Source organism: Aquicoccus sp., assembly GCF_041686535.1.
Classification (GTDB): Bacteria; Pseudomonadota; Alphaproteobacteria; order Rhodobacterales; family Rhodobacteraceae; genus Aquicoccus.
This window is the reverse complement of sequence record NZ_JAWLDS010000026.1, coordinates 20,626-36,566: the sequence shown is the minus strand read 5'-3', so window position 1 is coordinate 36,566 and position 15,941 is coordinate 20,626. Positions and strand designations below refer to the sequence as shown.

The window sequence follows — 15,941 nt, the reverse complement described above, 5'->3', positions numbered from 1 at the left end:
GGGCTTGGCTTGAGTTTCATGAGCGCGTCGCTCACCGCGTGGTAGGTCTCGTCGCCCGCGAGTTGAAGCGTCGCAATCGCGAAACGCGAAGAGGTTTCGGAGTCCGCGCCAAGTATCGGAAACTCCTTGAGAATCATGCGAATATTTCCATCCGTTTCAAGCAATTGCGCCACCTCGTCATGGGCCCGGCGACAATAGCCGCAGCGATAGTCGATGAACTCGACAATGGTCACGTCCCCGTCCGGGTTGCCCCCGACCCAGGAATTCGGATCATCGAACAGCGCCTCGGCATTGTTCTCGACGATGGATTGGTCATCCGCGGCCTGCTGTTGGGCCTGGCGCTGTTCAAGAACGGCCACCGCCTCCATGATGATTTCAGGGTTTTCAAGAAGATAGTCGCGGATTTCGGCGCGGAACGCGCTGCGTTCTTCGGCGTTCATATCGGTCAGGTCGAATGCCGTGGCTGGCGTGGTCAGCATCAGCCCGGCGACCAGCGCAAAGGGAAGGGTGGGTTTCATCGTCGTCTATCTCCGTTTCTTGCCAGCGGCCTCTGCCGCCAAAAGCACATCCTGCGCCCGTTGCCAACCGGCAGACCCGCGTGGCAAAAGGTCCGATGCGCGTTTCGCGTGAATGCCGGCGTCTTCAATCCGTCCTCGCAGCGCGTATCGTTCCGCCGTCACCAGCGACGCCATGCCCATTTGCCCGCTTTTGGCATAGGCTTGGCCCAGATCCCTCATCACTCTTGCGTTATTGCCGTCTGAAGAGCGTGATTTTTCAAGGGTTTTCAGGGCATTTGCGCTGTCTCCTTCGGCAAGGAGGGCGTGGCCATAACTGCCCAGGATCAGTGCATCGTCGGGCGCGAGGTTGACTGCATCGCGATAGGCGGTGAGCGCCGCGCGGGTGTTTCGGCTTTCCATAAGGATTTGGCCGTAAAGCTCATGATAGAACGGATCGCGGGGATGTGCAGCGACGAGTTTTTGCATTGCCGCGACGGCTTTGTCGGTGTTGCTGTCGCGATGATGCGAGATGGCGCGCCGCATCAACTCGATATCCGGTGCGGCGCTGTCGTCCGCGCGGCTGCGCGTCCACTTGGGAGATCTGAGAAAGGCGGTGAGCTTACCCTTGGCGCGGGAGAACCAGTAGTCGAATTCCGGATCGGCTGTCGCTTTTTTCGAATAGGTGTCGGCAAGGGCCTTGGCGTGGCGCAGCCGATCACGGCTTATCGGGTGGGTGCGCGCATAGGGGTCCTGCCGCGTCGCAGAGACCAGCTCTTGGCCGGCGAAGATCTCGATCACACGGACCAGCCCTTTCGGATCAACGCCCCCCCGCGAAAGATACCGGATCGCGGATTGGTCGGCCGATGATTCCTCGGCCCGTGTGTGACCCATGAAGACGCGGCTGGCCGAGCTTGAAATGCCCGCGCCAAGCGCGGTCGCCGCTTCGCTGCTCCCGCTCGCTGCAGCGGCTGCGGCAAGCGCCATGCCGATGCCCGCGACATTTCTCGCCAAGCGTGCATTCACCGTGCGACGTGCAATATGCCCATTTGCAAGGTGGGCGGCTTCATGGGCGATGACCGCTTGCAATTCGGCCGCGTCCTTGACGCGCATAATCATGCCGGAGTGTATGAAAATATGTTTATTATCAATGACAAAAGCATTCATGTTGCGATCTTGAACCACCAGGATCCTTACCCTTGCCGGCGATAGCCCGGCCGCGGACAGGACTGGCTTGGCGAGTTGGTTCAGGGCATTTTCGATATCCGGATCACGCAACAACGTGACCGCCGAAGCGGGCAGCACGGAAACGAGGACGAAGACGCAGGCGAGGCAGATCGAGAGTAAACGGTGCATTGACGCGCGGGGCCCTCCCTGTGAAAACCGGATGTGCACAGTTAGGAAGAAATCAATGCGAAACTCAAGGCGCGGTCAGGTCGATCCCTTCATCGTGATGGATGTCATGGAGGCCGCGCGTCGCGCTGAAGAGGGCGGTCGGCACATCATCCACATGGAAGTGGGCCAGCCCGGAACGCCCGCCCCGCAAGGCGCGCGCGAAGCCCTCGCCCGGGTAATGGAAGATGAGCCACTGGGATATTCCGTGGCGCTCGGCCTGCCTGCGCTCCGCCAACGGATCGCGCGTCTTTATGGCGAATGGTATGATGTCGATCTCGACCCGGGGCGTGTGATCGTCACTTCGGGGTCGTCGGGGGCATTCGTTCTTGCTTTCACGGCATTGTTCGACGCGGGCGATCGCGTCGGCATCGGCGAGCCGGGCTATCCCTCCTACCGGCAGATCCTGCGCGCGCTCGATGTCGAGCCCGTGGGCATTGCGGCGGGTGCGGATCATCGGCTCCAACCGGTGCCGGGCGATCTGGAAAACCTGGATTTGCAAGGGCTTATGGTGGCTTCACCCGCGAATCCGAGCGGCACGATGCTCGACAGATCGGCCTTGTCCGCATTGACCGACGCCTGTGCGGCGCGGGACATCGCGTTCATCAGCGATGAAATCTATCACGGCATCGAATATGAGGCCAAGGCGGTGACGGCGCTCGAGATCACGGACGATGCTTACGTGATCAATTCCTTCTCCAAGTACTTCTCGATGACGGGTTGGCGTGTTGGGTGGATGGTCGTGCCCGACTCGCATGTCCGCCTGATCGAACGCCTGGCGCAGAATCTCTTTATTTGCGCGTCACATGCCGGGCAGGTGGCAGCCCTTGCGGCGATGGAGTGCGAGGCCGAATTGCAAGACAATCTCGCGGTTTACAAGGCCAACCGGGCCCTGATGCTGGATGGTCTGCGCGATGCCGGCTTCGAACGGTTCGCGCCGCCCGACGGGGCGTTCTATGTCTATGCCGATGTCTCCGATCTGACCGATGACAGCCGCGCCTTTGCGGCGGAGATCCTCGAAAAGGCAGGGGTCGCGGTGACCCCTGGTCTCGATTTCGATCCGCATCGCGGGCATGGCACGATCCGTTTTTCCTATGCCCGCTCGACCGGAGATATTCGCGAAGGTCTGGCGCGGCTGAAACGGTTCATGCAAGCGCGCAGGTGATTTCCATTGGGCCCCATTTGCGCTAGGGTCTTATGAAAAGACCCAGGTGGCGGGCGATGAGCAGAGTCAATCAATTTTTATGCGTTCTGGCCTTGATCTGGCTGGCCCTTCCTGCCATCGCGCAGGACCTGAGTGGCTTGGCGCGGGTGGACCCGGATCAAAGCCTTCTGGTTGACCAGGGCGAGGAGACGATACTTGACCTCCACCTGAGCCAAGGTGTGCCATATCGCTTTTTCAGCCTGGAAGACCCGGATCGTCTCGTCATTGATTTTCGTGAAGCGGATTGGGACGGGCTCGATGCGCACGCTTTCAACCGGTCTGAGCGCGTTGAAGCCGTTCGATTCGGCGGCTTTCGTCCCGGATGGTCCCGCATGGTGTTCGATCTGTCGCAGCCCATGAAGGTGCGGCAGAGCGATATGCGAATCGACCGGGTGAACAGTGCCGCCCATCTGCGTTTGCATTTCGCACCGGTAACGCGCGAGCAGTTTTCCCGGCTGTCCACGACACCTGACACGCCGGATTGGGGCGTGGCGGCGCCGTCGCCACCGGCCGTCGATGCCGACGGGCGTGTCGTGGTGGTTCTTGATCCCGGTCACGGTGGGATCGACCCGGGGGCCATGCGTGATGGACATACAGAGAAGGACCTCATGCTGACCTTCGCCCGCGAACTGCGCGAAGCGCTCTTGCGGGTTGACGGGATCGAGGTTGTTCTGACCCGCGACTCGGACGTGTTCGTATCGCTTGAGCGACGGGTCGCCATTGCCCACCAAGCCGGGGCGCATCTGTTTCTGTCGCTTCATGCCGATGCCCTGTCTGAAGGCCAGGCCACGGGTGCGACCGTCCACACCTTGTCGGACCAGGCCAGCGACCAGGCGAGTGCGCTCTTGGCCGAACGTCACAACCGTGCTGACATCCTTGCGGGGATCGACCTGACCGGGACGGATGACACGGTGGCGGACATCCTGATGGATCTCGCGCGCGTCGAAACCCAGCCCCGGGCCGAGCAACTGTCCGAAGCCCTGATCGACGCGCTGCGCTCCGCCGGGGCTCCGCTCAACCGGCGCCCTTACAGATCCGCCGCATTCTCGGTTCTCAAGGCGGCGGATATTCCCTCGGTGCTTCTGGAGATCGGGTTCATGTCGAGCGAACGCGACTTGACGAACGTGACGGACCGGGAATGGCGCCGTCAAATGGCCGAGGCGCTGCGCGACGGAATCCAGGCCTGGATCATAATGGATGCGTCGCTGCGCGCACTGGTGCGCCAATGAACAGGCCAGACCGGGGGCATGAAAAACAGGCAGCTTCCAGCCTATCACGCGCGGCAATGTGTTTTGACCATGCTCGCAGCGCAGCATATACAAGCGATGCGAAAGTCAGGGGGCGCGCGTGCTGAGATTTGTCATGTCGACATTGGGGGGCCTGTTCAGCTTCATCACGTTGGGGTTGATGATGGTTGCCTTGACCGTGGGTGCGGTGTTCTGGATTTACGGGCAGGATCTGCCCAGTCACGCCAGCCTTGCGCAATACACGCCCCCCACGATCAGTCGCATCTATTCCGGTGAAGGACGGATCATCGACGAGTTCGCTCAGGAAAGGCGCCTTTTCGCGCCCGCCGAGGACATTCCCGACCTGGTGAAACACGCGTTTATCAGCGCGGAAGACAAGAATTTCTATGACCATCAAGGCTATGATCTGCGTGGTATCCTGATTGCCGCTTACGACGCCGTGCGGTCACGTGGGAGCGACATTCGCGGTGCCTCGACCATCACCCAGCAGGTGATGAAGAACTTCCTGTTGTCGGGTGACAGAAGGGCAGAGCGCAAGATCAAGGAGATCATTCTTGCCACGCGCCTTGAGCAGACGCTGACTAAGGAGCAAATACTTGAACTTTATCTCAACGAGATATTCCTTGGGCAGAATTCCTATGGGGTGGCTGCGGCGTCGCAAACCTATTTCAACAAGTCACTTGAAGAACTGGCACCGCATGAAGCTGCGTTTCTCGCGTCCTTGCCCAAGGCGCCAAGCGATTATCACCCGGTCCGCAGCAAGGAGCGGCTGATGGCGCGCCGGAATTTCGTTCTCAGGGAGATGCTGGAGAACGGATACCTGACCCAGGACGTTTACGAAAAGCAGGTCGGGCAGCCGCTTCGATCTGTTCAGAATGGTGATTTCGAAAGCTATCGAAAGGACTTGCCGCCCAGGGATTACTTCACCGACGAGATTCGCAGGCAGTTGTCCGAGAATTTCGGCGAGGAAGAGTTCTTTTCCGGTGGCTTGAGTGTGCGCGCGACCGTTGAGCCAGACATGCAGCAAATCGCGGCCGAGGCCTTGCAGCGCGAGCTTGAGGAGTATGATCGGGAGCGTGGGATCTGGCGTGGCACCGGCGAAGTGCTCGCCCCGGAGGTTCTGGAAAGCGAAGCGAAATGGCGCGCGGCGCTGGCGCGCGTCGATATCGCCCGTGACATTGAGCTTGATAATCAGTGGTATCCGGCCGTGGTCCTCGAGTTGGGGGCCAATGATGCGCGCATCGGGATCGAAGGTGTCGAAGATGACGAAGACGGTCATTGGATTCCGGCCCAAGACGTGCAGTGGGCCCGCAAGAGTCTTGGAGACGGAGAGCTCGGACGCAAGGCCCAGGTGGCTTCGGATCTTCTTGAGGTTGGCGATGTCGTGCATGTGCGGCGGATGACGAACGACGAGGATGGAAGCTTTATCCGCTGGACCTTGCGGCAGGTTCCCGAAGTTCAGGGCGGCTTCATGGCGATGGACGTCAATACAGGTCGCGTGATCGCGATGCAGGGCGGGTTCTCTTATCAGCAATCGGTGTTCAACCGCGCCACGCAGGCGCGCCGACAGCCGGGTTCGTCGTTCAAACCCTTCGTTTATGCGTCGGCGCTCGACAGCGGATATACGCCAGCGACGATCATTGTCGATGCCCCGATCGAAATCGACACGCCCCAGGGGATCTGGCGGCCTCGAAACGCTTCGAACCAGTTCTTTGGCCCCACATCGCTGCGCACCGGGATCGAGCGATCGCGCAACCTGATGACGATCCGGCTTGCTCAGGAGGTCGGAATGGACGTTGTGTCGGATTACGCGGAACGCTTTGGCGTTTATGATCGAATGGGTTCGTTTCTGGCCAATGCGCTCGGCTCGGAAGAAAGCACCTTGTTCAAGATGGTGGCGGCCTATGCGATGTTTGCCAATGGCGGGCAAAGGGTCGAGCCGACGCTGGTCGACCGGGTGCAGGACCGATACGGCAAGACGGTCTATCGTCACGATACGCGGGAATGCCGCGATTGCGACAGCCCGGCCATTGACCGCAGCGAGAGCCCCGATATCGTGTCATATCGCGAACGGGTCATGAATGAAGTGACGGCCTATCAACTGACGTCGATGATGCGCGGCGTGGTCGATCGCGGTACCGCTGCGAGAACGGTGAACCTGCCGGTGCCCGTGGCGGGAAAGACCGGGACGACCAATGACTCCAAGGATGTGTGGTTCATCGGGTTCACTTCGAATATCGTGGCGGGGTGTTATATCGGATATGACAATCCACGCAGCCTTGGCCGCGGGGCCTCGGGCGGGGGGATGTGTGGCCCAGTCTTCCAGAGTTTCATGGAAGAAGCGATCAAGAAATACGGCGGCGGGCAATTTCGTGTTCCCGAAGAGTGCACCTTCATCAATATCGACCGGTTGACCGGCGAGCGTCTTGAAGAGGATGCAGCTGGAGATCACGTTGTTGCCGAGTGCTTCCGCGAAGGTGAAGAACCTCTGTTCGGCGTGATGTATGATGGCGGTTTTGCCATGGGTGAGAATTTGCCCTTGTTCGATGAAGCGCGCGACGCCAATGCCGGACGGCAAGTCACGACATCGACTGGACAAAAGGTCCTGGTTGGCCCCAAGGCGAACTTTGGCACCCTGAGTTCGGGTGGTCTCTACTGAGCTTGCCGCGCGGCTTGCGCTCGTCTATCACCCGTCACTGAGCATGACAGTCAGGACAATTTGATGCGCGCCGATACGCAGACCACGATTGAAGAAATTGAGAAATCGCTCGACCTGCTGCGCCAGAGGATGGGTTGGGAGACAGCCCAGCACAGGCTAGAGGAATTCAATGCAAGGGTGGAGGATCCGACCCTTTGGGATGACCCAAAGGAAGCGCAGAAACTGATGCGGGATCGTCAGGCCCTGGTTGACCAGATCGAAACCTGCGAAACGATCGCTCGGGATCTGAAAGACAATGTCGAGTTGATCGAGCTGGGCGAGATGGAAGGCGACGAGGACGTCGTGACGGAGGCGGAGGACGCCCTGAAGGCATTGGCCGCGAGGGCCGCCGAGAAAGAGCTTGAGGCACTGTTGGACGGTGAGGCGGATGCCAATGACACCTTCCTTGAAATTCACGCTGGCGCTGGCGGGACCGAGAGTTGCGACTGGGCGGCGATGCTCGCACGGATGTACGTTCGCTGGGCCGAGAAAAAGGGCTACACTGTCGAGCTGCAGGCGCAAAGCCCGGGCGATGAGGCCGGGATCAAGTCAGCCACCTACAAGATTTCGGGGCACAATGCCTATGGATGGCTCAAGTCCGAAAGCGGGGTTCACAGGCTGGTGCGCATCTCTCCGTATGACAGCGCGGCCAAGCGGCATACCTCGTTTTCGTCGGTCTGGGTTTATCCGGTCGTGGATGACAATATCGAGATCGAGGTCAACCCGGCCGATCTGCGCATCGATACCTATCGCAGTTCGGGGGCCGGGGGACAGCATGTCAACACAACGGATTCGGCGGTCAGGATCACGCACCTTCCAACCGGGATCGTGGTCACCAGTTCCGAGAAATCACAGCACCAGAACCGCGACATCGCCATGAAGGCGTTGAAGTCACGGCTTTATCAGATGGAATTGGAGCGGCGAACTCAGGCGATCAACGAAGCACATGACGCCAAGGGAGAGGCAGGATGGGGCAACCAGATTCGATCCTACGTTCTGCAGCCCTACCAGATGGTCAAGGATCTTCGGACGAATTATGAGACGTCCGACACGAAGGGCGTCCTAGATGGTGACCTCGATGGGTTGATGGCGGCCACCCTGGCCCAGAACGTAAGCGGCAAGAGCCGCGCAGAGGCTCGCGGCGAAGAGTAACCGAACCAAATGTCCCGGGTCCTGAAGGTGCAGGATTGCAATGACCGCGCGACTGTCTAACCTGCTCTTCGAGAATTGATGGGGGACAAGGACGTGAGCGACATTCTGGACCGTGAAGCCTTTGAGCTGGCTACCGAACTCGAGGCCGATACCTTCAGCGCTGAAGACGTGATGCGAGCGACCCTCGAACTGATCGGGGTGGCAAACGGTCAGGTCAACGCGATCGTGTCTCTCAGGGATCCAGATGAACTCATTGCCGAGGCGCGACAGGCGGATGCGAGCGAGCGCAAGGGATGGATGCATGGCTTTCCACTTGCGGTAAAGGATCTCGCCAATGCCAAGGGGTTGCGTACCACGATGGGATCGCCGGTGTTCGCCGACCAAGTTGCGCAGAACGATGACATCATGGTGGCCCGGATGCGCGCCGCAGGGGCGATCATCATTGGCAAGACCAATACGCCGGAATTCGGGCTTGGTTCCAATACATTCAATCCGGTGTTCGGTGCGACATGCAACCCCTATGATCTGACACGCTCGGCCGGAGGGTCATCCGGTGGTGCCGCGGCGGCGATCGCCTGCCGGATGTTGCCCGTCGCGGACGGATCCGACATGATGGGCAGCCTTCGAAACCCGGCCGCATGGAACAATGTTTACGGCTTTCGGCCCAGTTGGGGGCGTGTTCCGTCCGAACCTGTTGGCGACAGCTTCCTGCATCAACTTTCGACCAACGGGCCAATGGCGCGTAGCCCACGTGATGTCGCGGCACTTCTGGATATCCAATCCGGTCCCGACCCACGCCAGCCACATGGTTGTATGGCCGAACCTGCCTTGGCGGGCATTGAGGCCGATGTGAAGGGCCGCCGCATCGGGTGGTTGCGTGATTGGGGGGGAGCATACGCGTTTGAGCCCGGTATTCTGGACCTCGTTGAAAGGGCATTGGGCCGCTTCAATGATATCGGGTGTATTGTAGAGGAGGTTCCGGCGCCGTTTGATGCCGAAGCGATCTGGGAAAGCTGGACGACACTGCGGTCTTGGTCCGTGACTGCATCAACCGTTGCCCTTTACGAGAAAAGCGAGACCCGTGAGCGATTGAAGCCCGAGGCCATCTGGGAGATCGAACGCGGACTGGCGCTTTCGGCTATGGATGTCCATCGCGCCAGCGTGACCCGGTCCGCCTGGTTCAAGAACGCGGCCGAATTGTTCGACAGATACGATGCGCTGATCCTGCCTTCGACACAGGTTTGGCCGTTTCCGATTGAATGGCGATATCCCGATCGTATCAATGATATCGAAATGGATACGTATCACCGGTGGATGGAAGTGGTCGTTCCGCCAGGGCTCATTGGCTTGCCCACGCTCAACATGCCGGCCGGCTTCAACGCTGAGGGGCTTCCGCTGGGGCTGCAGATGTTTGGGCGCCGGGGCGCGGATGCGTCGCTGCTGCAGATCGGTCACGCCTGGCATTCGGCGACAGATGATTTTCGTGCCAAGCCTCCCATATTGAATTAACAGGCAGTTAACGTGGCGTTCGGGGCCGCTCGGGACTGTGCGAAGGGGAGGAACCATGGAAGAGGCAACGGGACTGGGGGCGCCGCACATGCGCCCGGTAGAAATGTCCATGCTACGCGAAGCGCTCAGGCGCGGTTGGGCCGACATGAAGCGGGCTCCGGGGTTCGGTGTCCTGTTTTCAAGCGCTTATGTGATCATCGGTCTGTTGCTCGCTTTTGTCACTTGGAGAACCGGTCAAACTTATTGGCTCATTTTCGCAGCGGTTGGCTTTCCCTTGGTCGGCCCCTTCGCGGCCGTCGGCCTTTACGAAGTGTCGCGGCGCCTGGACCGGGGGCAGGCTCTTGAAGCGGACAGGATTCTCGGCGTTGTTGTGCGGCAAAGCAGCAGGCAATTACCGTCGATTTGTGTGATCATCATCATGATGTTCCTGTTCTGGTTTTTCCTCGCACACATGATTTTCGCTTTGTTTCTGGGCCTTTCGACGATGACAAACGTGTCGACCTCCTTCGAGGTCTATCTGACGCCCAACGGATTGATGATGCTTGGCGTTGGCACATTGGTTGGAGCGATATTCGCCCTTCTTCTTTACATGATCACGGTAATCTCCATGCCGCTCTTGCTGGATCGTGAGGTGGATTTCGTCACAGCCATGATTACGAGTTTCCAGACAGTCACGGCCAATCCGTTTCCGATGCTGATCTGGGCGGCTTTCATTGCGGCCATCACTTTCCTGGCGATGATCCCCGCGTTTCTGGGGCTTTTTCTGACCTTGCCGCTGCTTGGGCATGCGAGTTGGCATCTTTACGACCAGATCGCGATCCGGGAAGCATGAGTTCTGGTCATGCGTGCGCCTGTGAGAAAGAGTTTGACCCGGCGCGCTTGATTGTTGGTAAGCCCGGCGGACGTGTCGCATGGCGGCGGGAACCACGCGCCTCGTGTTACGTCGTGACCGGCGATCTGTCTTGGGCTTCTTTTTCAGCTTGGCAGGGCGTGCCCCGAAATGGTCGCAACACGGCATTCCCCGGAACGCGCGCTGCATTGACATGATGGGCTGCGTTTCGCCTTATCCCTTTCCGGGAACAAGGCGAAACGCTTCACTGGCCGCGCGAGAGGGCGGCGACGCCGGTCCTGGCGACTTCGACCAATCCGAGCGGGCCCATCAGCTCTGCGAATGCTTCGATCTTCTCGGACGTGCCCGTAATCTCGAAAATGAAGCTCTCCAGCGTGCTGTCCACCACGTTGGCGCGAAAGATGTCCGCAAGTCGCAGGGCCTCGACGCGTTTGTCACCAAGTCCCGCGACCTTGAGCAGTGCAAGCTCGCGTTCGACCGACGCCCCCTCGACAGTAAGGTCATGAACCTCGTGCACCGGAACGATGCGGCCCAGCTGGGCCTTGATCTGCTCGATCACCTGCGGCGTGCCGGTGGTGACGATGGTGATGCGGCTGGTGTGGCCGGTATGGTCCACCTCGGCCACGGTCAGGCTGTCGATATTGTAGCCACGGCCAGAAAACAGCCCGATGACGCGGGCCAGCACGCCGGCCTCGTTGTCCACCAGTACCGCGAGCGTGTGGGTTTCGGTCACGTCGCTGAAATCGGAGCGCAGGTTATAGGCCGAATGCTTGGTCGAGCCCTTCTTGATCTTGAGTGCGGACATTGGCTTGGTTCCTTCTATCCCTGCGGTCAATCACACCAGAACGGCGCCAGACTTGCCGATTGCATCCTTGGTCGTTGCTTCGCCCAACAGCATCTTGTTGTGGGGCTCGCCCGACGGGATCATCGGGAAGCAGTTCTCATGCTTCTCGACCAGACAGTCGAGGATCACCGGCCCGTCATAGGCAAGCATTTCCTTGATCGCCTCATCGAGATCGTCCGGGTTGTCCACCTTTATTCCCTTGCAACCAAAGGCTTCGGCCAGTTTCACGAAATCGGGCAGGGCTTCGGACCAGCTTTGCGAATAGCGTTCGCCATGCAGGAGTTCCTGCCACTGGCGCACCATGCCGAGGCGCTCGTTGTTGAGGATGAACTGCTTGACGGGCAGGCGGAATTGCACCGCCGTGCCCATTTCTTGCATGTTCATGAGCCATGACGCTTCGCCCGCGACATTGATAACCAGCGCGTCGGGGTGGGCCATCTGCACACCGACCGAAGCGGGCAGGCCGTAGCCCATCGTGCCAAGGCCCCCGGACGTCATCCAGCGATTGGGATCGTCGAAGGTCAGATACTGCGCGGCCCACATCTGGTGCTGGCCCACCTCGGTGCAGATATAGCGGTCATGATCGCGGGTCAGCTCTTCGAGACGATGGAGCGCATATTGCGGCTTGATCACGGGCCCTGTCTGTTTGAAGGACAGACAGTCGATCTTTTTCCACTCCTCGATCTTGGACCACCAGCTTTGCAGCGCTTCCTTGTCGGTCTTGCGTCCGCGGGATTTCCAGATTTTCAGAATATCCTCAAGCACATGGCCAACGTCGCCGATGATCGGGATATCGACGCGGATCACCTTGTTGACCGACGAGGGATCAATGTCGATATGCGCCTTTTTCGAGTTCGGGCTGAAGGCCGAGACAAGCCCCGTGATACGGTCGTCGAAGCGCGCGCCGATGTTGATCATCAGGTCGCAGTCATGCATCGCCATGTTGGCCTCGTAAAGGCCATGCATCCCCAGCATGCCGAGCCAGTTCTTGCCGGTGCCGGGATAGGCGCCCAGCCCCATCAGCGTCGATGTGACGGGAAAGCCGCTGCTGTCGACCAGTTCGCGCAAGAGCAGGCTGGCCGCCGGGCCGGAATTGATCACGCCGCCACCGGTATAGATGATCGGTTTCTTGGCCTTTTCAATGGCTTCGACCAGTTCCTTGATCGCGTCCATGTCGCCCTTGACCGTGGGTTGATAATGGCTGGTTTTGGCCTTTTGCGGCGACGTGTAGGTCGCAGAGGCGAATTGAACATCCTTCGGGATGTCGATCAGCACCGGGCCGGGGCGGCCCGTAGTGGCGACGTGGAACGCCTCGTGGATCGTGCCCGAGAGGTCGGCAGTATCCTTGACCAGCCAGTTGTGCTTGGTGCAGGCGCGGGTGATGCCGACGGTATCGGCCTCCTGAAAGGCGTCGGTGCCGATCATGAAGGTCGGAACCTGTCCTGACAGCACCACGAGCGGGATCGAATCCATCAACGCGTCGGTGATCCCGGTAACGGCATTTGTTGCGCCAGGGCCGGAAGTCACGAGAACGACGCCGGGTTTCCCGGTGCTGCGGGCATAGCCTTCGGCGGCGTGGACGGCCCCTTGCTCGTGGCGCACGAGGACGTGGCGGATGTCGTTCTGCTGGAAGACCTCGTCATAAATCGGAAGCACCGCGCCCCCGGGATAGCCGAATACGACGTCCACGCCCTGATCGCGCAGGGCCTGAACCACCATCTTCGCTCCGGTCATTTGACGTGTCATCTTCCATCTCCGTTTAACGACATGTTTTCACACATAAAAAAACCCCCGATTTTCGGGGGCGCATGGGTCGGGAACAGGGTTCCGTCATTGGCCCATGCGCGGTGTTCCTACAAGAATTACGAGGCTGTGCATCGAAGGTTCCTTTCACGTGTAAAGGGGAGATTATGTCCGGGGCAAAGCAGCGTCAACCGCCAAATGCTGAATATTGTGTCGCAGGGGGTGATAATCGCGACCGATTCTTTCGCTCGGACGGCCTGGGCCGCATGATGCGAAAAGAGCCTTCCCGGCCGGTCGGTTCGCGGCATGGCCGTATGCGTGTGCGACCCATGCGGATCGGGAATGGTTAATCGCGCCATCCGGGGCAAATCGGGGGGGTGACATCCGGCTGTCGCCCGGCTGCCGTCCGGCTGCCGGGTGAAGCGGCGCGTATTGAGGTCTCATTTGGTTAATCCTGCGCGCGGTGCTGGTGGCCGTCGTGATGCGCGTGGGGGGCCTGCCCGGTGGCGATTGCAAGGTGATGGGCCGGGTGGTGCATGCCGACGGTCATCAGCCCGATGAAACCCAGCCCGCGGATGCGCGGTTCCGCTTCGTCATTGCCGGTGGCGGTCAGGATCGCGCCACCCTCGGCGGGCTCGGCGGAGAGGTGCCAGCCCTCCACCCCGTCCATGGTTGCGGCATGGGCCGGGACCATGGCGCGGATCGAGGCGGTGACGGTGGGCTCGTCGGAGGTGACGACAAAGCGTGCGCCCCCGTCGACTGGTTGGGTTTCGACCCGGGCGCGCAGGGTGACGTTGTCCATGTCGACGAGATGCTGGCGCAGGGCCTCGATATCGACGCTGGCCCAGTCGGTATCAGGATCGGCCATGAGATGCGCCACGATTTCCTGGATCGCGGCAAAGGCGGATTGGCCGGCTTCGCGTGGATCGGCGGGGGTGGTCATGGCCCCGGCGTCGTCCTCGGCCGGGTCGGGCAGGGGGACCGCGTGCCAATCGGCGACCGTGCCATGGGCGAGGATCGCCGCCTCTTCGCCGGGTTCGGGCGCGGTGAGACGGGCCTCGGGGTCGCTGCCGCGGCTGACCAGAACCTCACCGTCGCGCAGCACGATCTCGCCGCGGAGCCCGGCAGTGGCGCCGACGCCCCAGGCGGAGGGCGCATCGAGCGTGTCGAGCGCCACCGTGCCGGAGGTGCCGCCGCTGTGCATCATGTGGCGAAAATTGCCATGGGCGGTGAGATCCTGCGCGGTGGCCAGTCCGGGCAGGGCGAAGATGAGCAGGGTCGGAAGCGCGTGTTTCATGTCGTTCTCAGCATGTCGTTTTCGGCGTTATTGCAGTCCGCCCGGGCGCGTCATATGATCGTGATCATGCAACATGCCCTTGAGAGTGCCTTTGCCGGATCACGTTCGGTTGATCTGTCGGCGGGCGACGTCCTGTTCCGCTCCGGCGCGCCCGTGAACGACATCTACCTTGTGCGTGCGGGGCGGGTTCATCTGTGCCGCCATTCGATTCATGGCGCGGCGATGGTGTTGCAGAATGCCACGGCGGGGGCGGTTCTGGCCGAGGCGTCGGCCTATTCCGAGGTCTATCATTGCGACGCGGTGGCGGTCGAACGGTCGGTCCTGGCCATGGTGCCCAAGGCGCGTTTCCTGCGGGCGCTGGCCGAGGCGCCGGCGCTTGCGGCGGCATGGGCGGCGACGCTGGCCCGGGGGATACAGGCAGCACGGTTGCGTGCCGAAATCCGGTCGTTGCCGCGCGTGGCGGATAGGCTCGATGCCTGGCTGGATGCGGGGATGGCGTTGCCGGACAAAGGGCAATGGCAGGATGTGGCGGCCGAGCTTGGGGTGAGCCGGGAGGCGTTTTACCGGGAACTGGCGCGGCGTCGGACCGGTGAAAAGGAGACCTGAGGCACGCGCCGGTCAACCGCGGTGCGGGCCGGCGCGCATGTCGGGCAGCGAGATGTTGGCCACCTGCTCGGCGATCGGGTCGGTCGAAAGCGGGTGGGTGTCGGCGACATAGGCGCTCGGGTCGCGCACCGGTTCCCACGCACCGCCGCGATAGATTTCGAGCCCCGAGAATTTGGCCTTGTAGCCCATCTTTGGCGAGCCGGGCACCCAGTAGCCGAGATAGACGTAAGGCAGGCCCGCCTCGCGCGCGATCTCGATATGATCGAGAATGATATAGGTTCCGAGGCTGTCGCGCGCGCGGTCCGGTTCGAAGAAGGAATAGACCATCGAGAGCCCGTCATCGAGCACATCGGTCAGGCACACGGCGGTGAGAGCGCCGGTTTCGGCCTCGGCGTATTCGATGACGCGGCTGCGGATCGGGGTTTCCTCGATCATCGCGGCGAATTCGAACACGTCCATGTCGGCCATCCCGCCATCGGAGTGGCGGCTGTCGAGGTAGCGGCGAAAGAGGTCGTACTGATCCTCGGTCGCCCAGGGGCTGGTGGCGCGGCGTTCCAATGCGCGGTTGCGGCGCAGGGTGCGTTTCTGGCTTTTCGAAGGGGTGAAATCGGCCACGCGGATGCGCGCCGAGAGACAGGCAGCGCAATCGGCGCAGGAGGGGCGGTAGAGCACGTTCTGCGAGCGCCTGAACCCCTGTTTGGACAGCGCATCGTTGAGGCGCTCGGCATTGTCGCCTTGCAGGGCGGTGAACAGCTTCCGCTCCATCCGCCCCTCGAGGTAGGGACAGGGCTGCGGCGCGGTCACGTAGAATTGCGGAGCGAGAGGAAGTGTATGGCGCATGACGGGTCAGATGTGGTGTGTCATCAGGACGATAACAACAGCCTCGGAGTTCTCCAAGCCTTGAA

The 15,941-nt window shown here is 60.9% G+C and carries 13 protein-coding genes; 7 read left to right on the top strand and 6 right to left on the bottom strand.

Going from position 1 to position 15,941, the window contains the following annotated elements:
- A partial coding sequence (locus ACESL9_RS08015) for a thioredoxin domain-containing protein (protein ID WP_372674689.1) occupies positions 1–518 on the bottom strand: 518 nt, incomplete at its 3' end.
- 6 nt (positions 519–524) lie between these two features.
- Complete coding sequence (locus tag ACESL9_RS08010; protein WP_372674688.1) at positions 525–1,772, bottom strand: M48 family metalloprotease; 1,248 nt, start codon at positions 1,770–1,772, stop codon at positions 525–527.
- 133 nt (positions 1,773–1,905) lie between these two features.
- On the opposite strand from ACESL9_RS08010, the gene ACESL9_RS08005 reads away from it, so the two are divergent.
- The 6 genes from ACESL9_RS08005 to ACESL9_RS07980 all read left to right on the top strand — a co-directional run bounded on the left by ACESL9_RS08005 (position 1,906) and on the right by ACESL9_RS07980 (position 10,528).
- Complete coding sequence (locus tag ACESL9_RS08005; RefSeq protein ID WP_372613381.1) at positions 1,906–3,051, top strand: pyridoxal phosphate-dependent aminotransferase; 1,146 nt, start codon at positions 1,906–1,908, stop codon at positions 3,049–3,051.
- A 56-nt stretch (positions 3,052–3,107) separates the two neighbouring features.
- Positions 3,108–4,319, top strand: a complete 1,212-nt coding sequence (locus ACESL9_RS08000) for an N-acetylmuramoyl-L-alanine amidase (RefSeq protein WP_372674687.1) — start codon at positions 3,108–3,110, stop codon at positions 4,317–4,319.
- 118 nt (positions 4,320–4,437) lie between these two features.
- A complete protein-coding gene (locus tag ACESL9_RS07995) occupies positions 4,438–6,996 on the top strand; it encodes a penicillin-binding protein 1A (protein WP_372613383.1) in 2,559 nt (852 codons plus the stop codon).
- A 63-nt stretch (positions 6,997–7,059) separates the two neighbouring features.
- Positions 7,060–8,187 (top strand): peptide chain release factor 2, encoded by a 1,128-nt coding sequence (gene prfB / locus ACESL9_RS07990; RefSeq protein ID WP_372613385.1) that lies wholly within the window; start codon positions 7,060–7,062, stop codon positions 8,185–8,187.
- Between the two features lie 93 nt (positions 8,188–8,280).
- Positions 8,281–9,696 carry an amidase gene (locus tag ACESL9_RS07985; protein WP_372674686.1) on the top strand — a complete coding sequence of 472 codons (1,416 nt, stop codon included), beginning with the start codon at positions 8,281–8,283 and terminating at the stop codon, positions 9,694–9,696.
- 55 nt (positions 9,697–9,751) lie between these two features.
- Positions 9,752–10,528, top strand: coding sequence for a DUF2189 domain-containing protein (locus ACESL9_RS07980; protein ID WP_372613389.1), 777 nt, complete (start codon positions 9,752–9,754; stop codon positions 10,526–10,528).
- Positions 10,529–10,790: 262 nt separating this feature from the next.
- On the opposite strand, the gene ilvN is transcribed toward ACESL9_RS07980, so the two are convergent.
- The 3 genes from ilvN to ACESL9_RS07965 form a co-directional block, all read right to left on the bottom strand.
- Positions 10,791–11,351 carry an acetolactate synthase small subunit gene (gene ilvN / locus ACESL9_RS07975; RefSeq protein WP_372613391.1) on the bottom strand — a complete coding sequence of 187 codons (561 nt, stop codon included), beginning with the start codon at positions 11,349–11,351 and terminating at the stop codon, positions 10,791–10,793.
- A gap of 30 nt (positions 11,352–11,381) precedes the next feature.
- The gene (locus ACESL9_RS07970) at positions 11,382–13,136 is read right to left on the bottom strand and encodes an acetolactate synthase 3 large subunit (RefSeq protein WP_372613393.1); all 1,755 of its coding nucleotides are present in this window, start codon (positions 13,134–13,136) and stop codon (positions 11,382–11,384) included.
- Positions 13,137–13,581: 445 nt separating this feature from the next.
- Entirely contained in the window at positions 13,582–14,430 is an 849-nt protein-coding gene (locus ACESL9_RS07965; protein WP_372674685.1) for a hypothetical protein, read from the bottom strand.
- Positions 14,431–14,496: 66 nt separating this feature from the next.
- Here ACESL9_RS07965 and ACESL9_RS07960 point away from each other — a divergent pair, with 66 nt between their 5' ends.
- Positions 14,497–15,036 (top strand): Crp/Fnr family transcriptional regulator, encoded by a 540-nt coding sequence (locus ACESL9_RS07960; protein WP_372613396.1) that lies wholly within the window; start codon positions 14,497–14,499, stop codon positions 15,034–15,036.
- A 12-nt stretch (positions 15,037–15,048) separates the two neighbouring features.
- Here the strand turns inward: ACESL9_RS07960 and ACESL9_RS07955 are convergent, their stop codons facing one another.
- Positions 15,049–15,876 carry an arginyltransferase gene (locus ACESL9_RS07955; protein ID WP_372613398.1) on the bottom strand — a complete coding sequence of 276 codons (828 nt, stop codon included), beginning with the start codon at positions 15,874–15,876 and terminating at the stop codon, positions 15,049–15,051.
- Positions 15,877–15,941 lie beyond the last annotated feature (65 nt).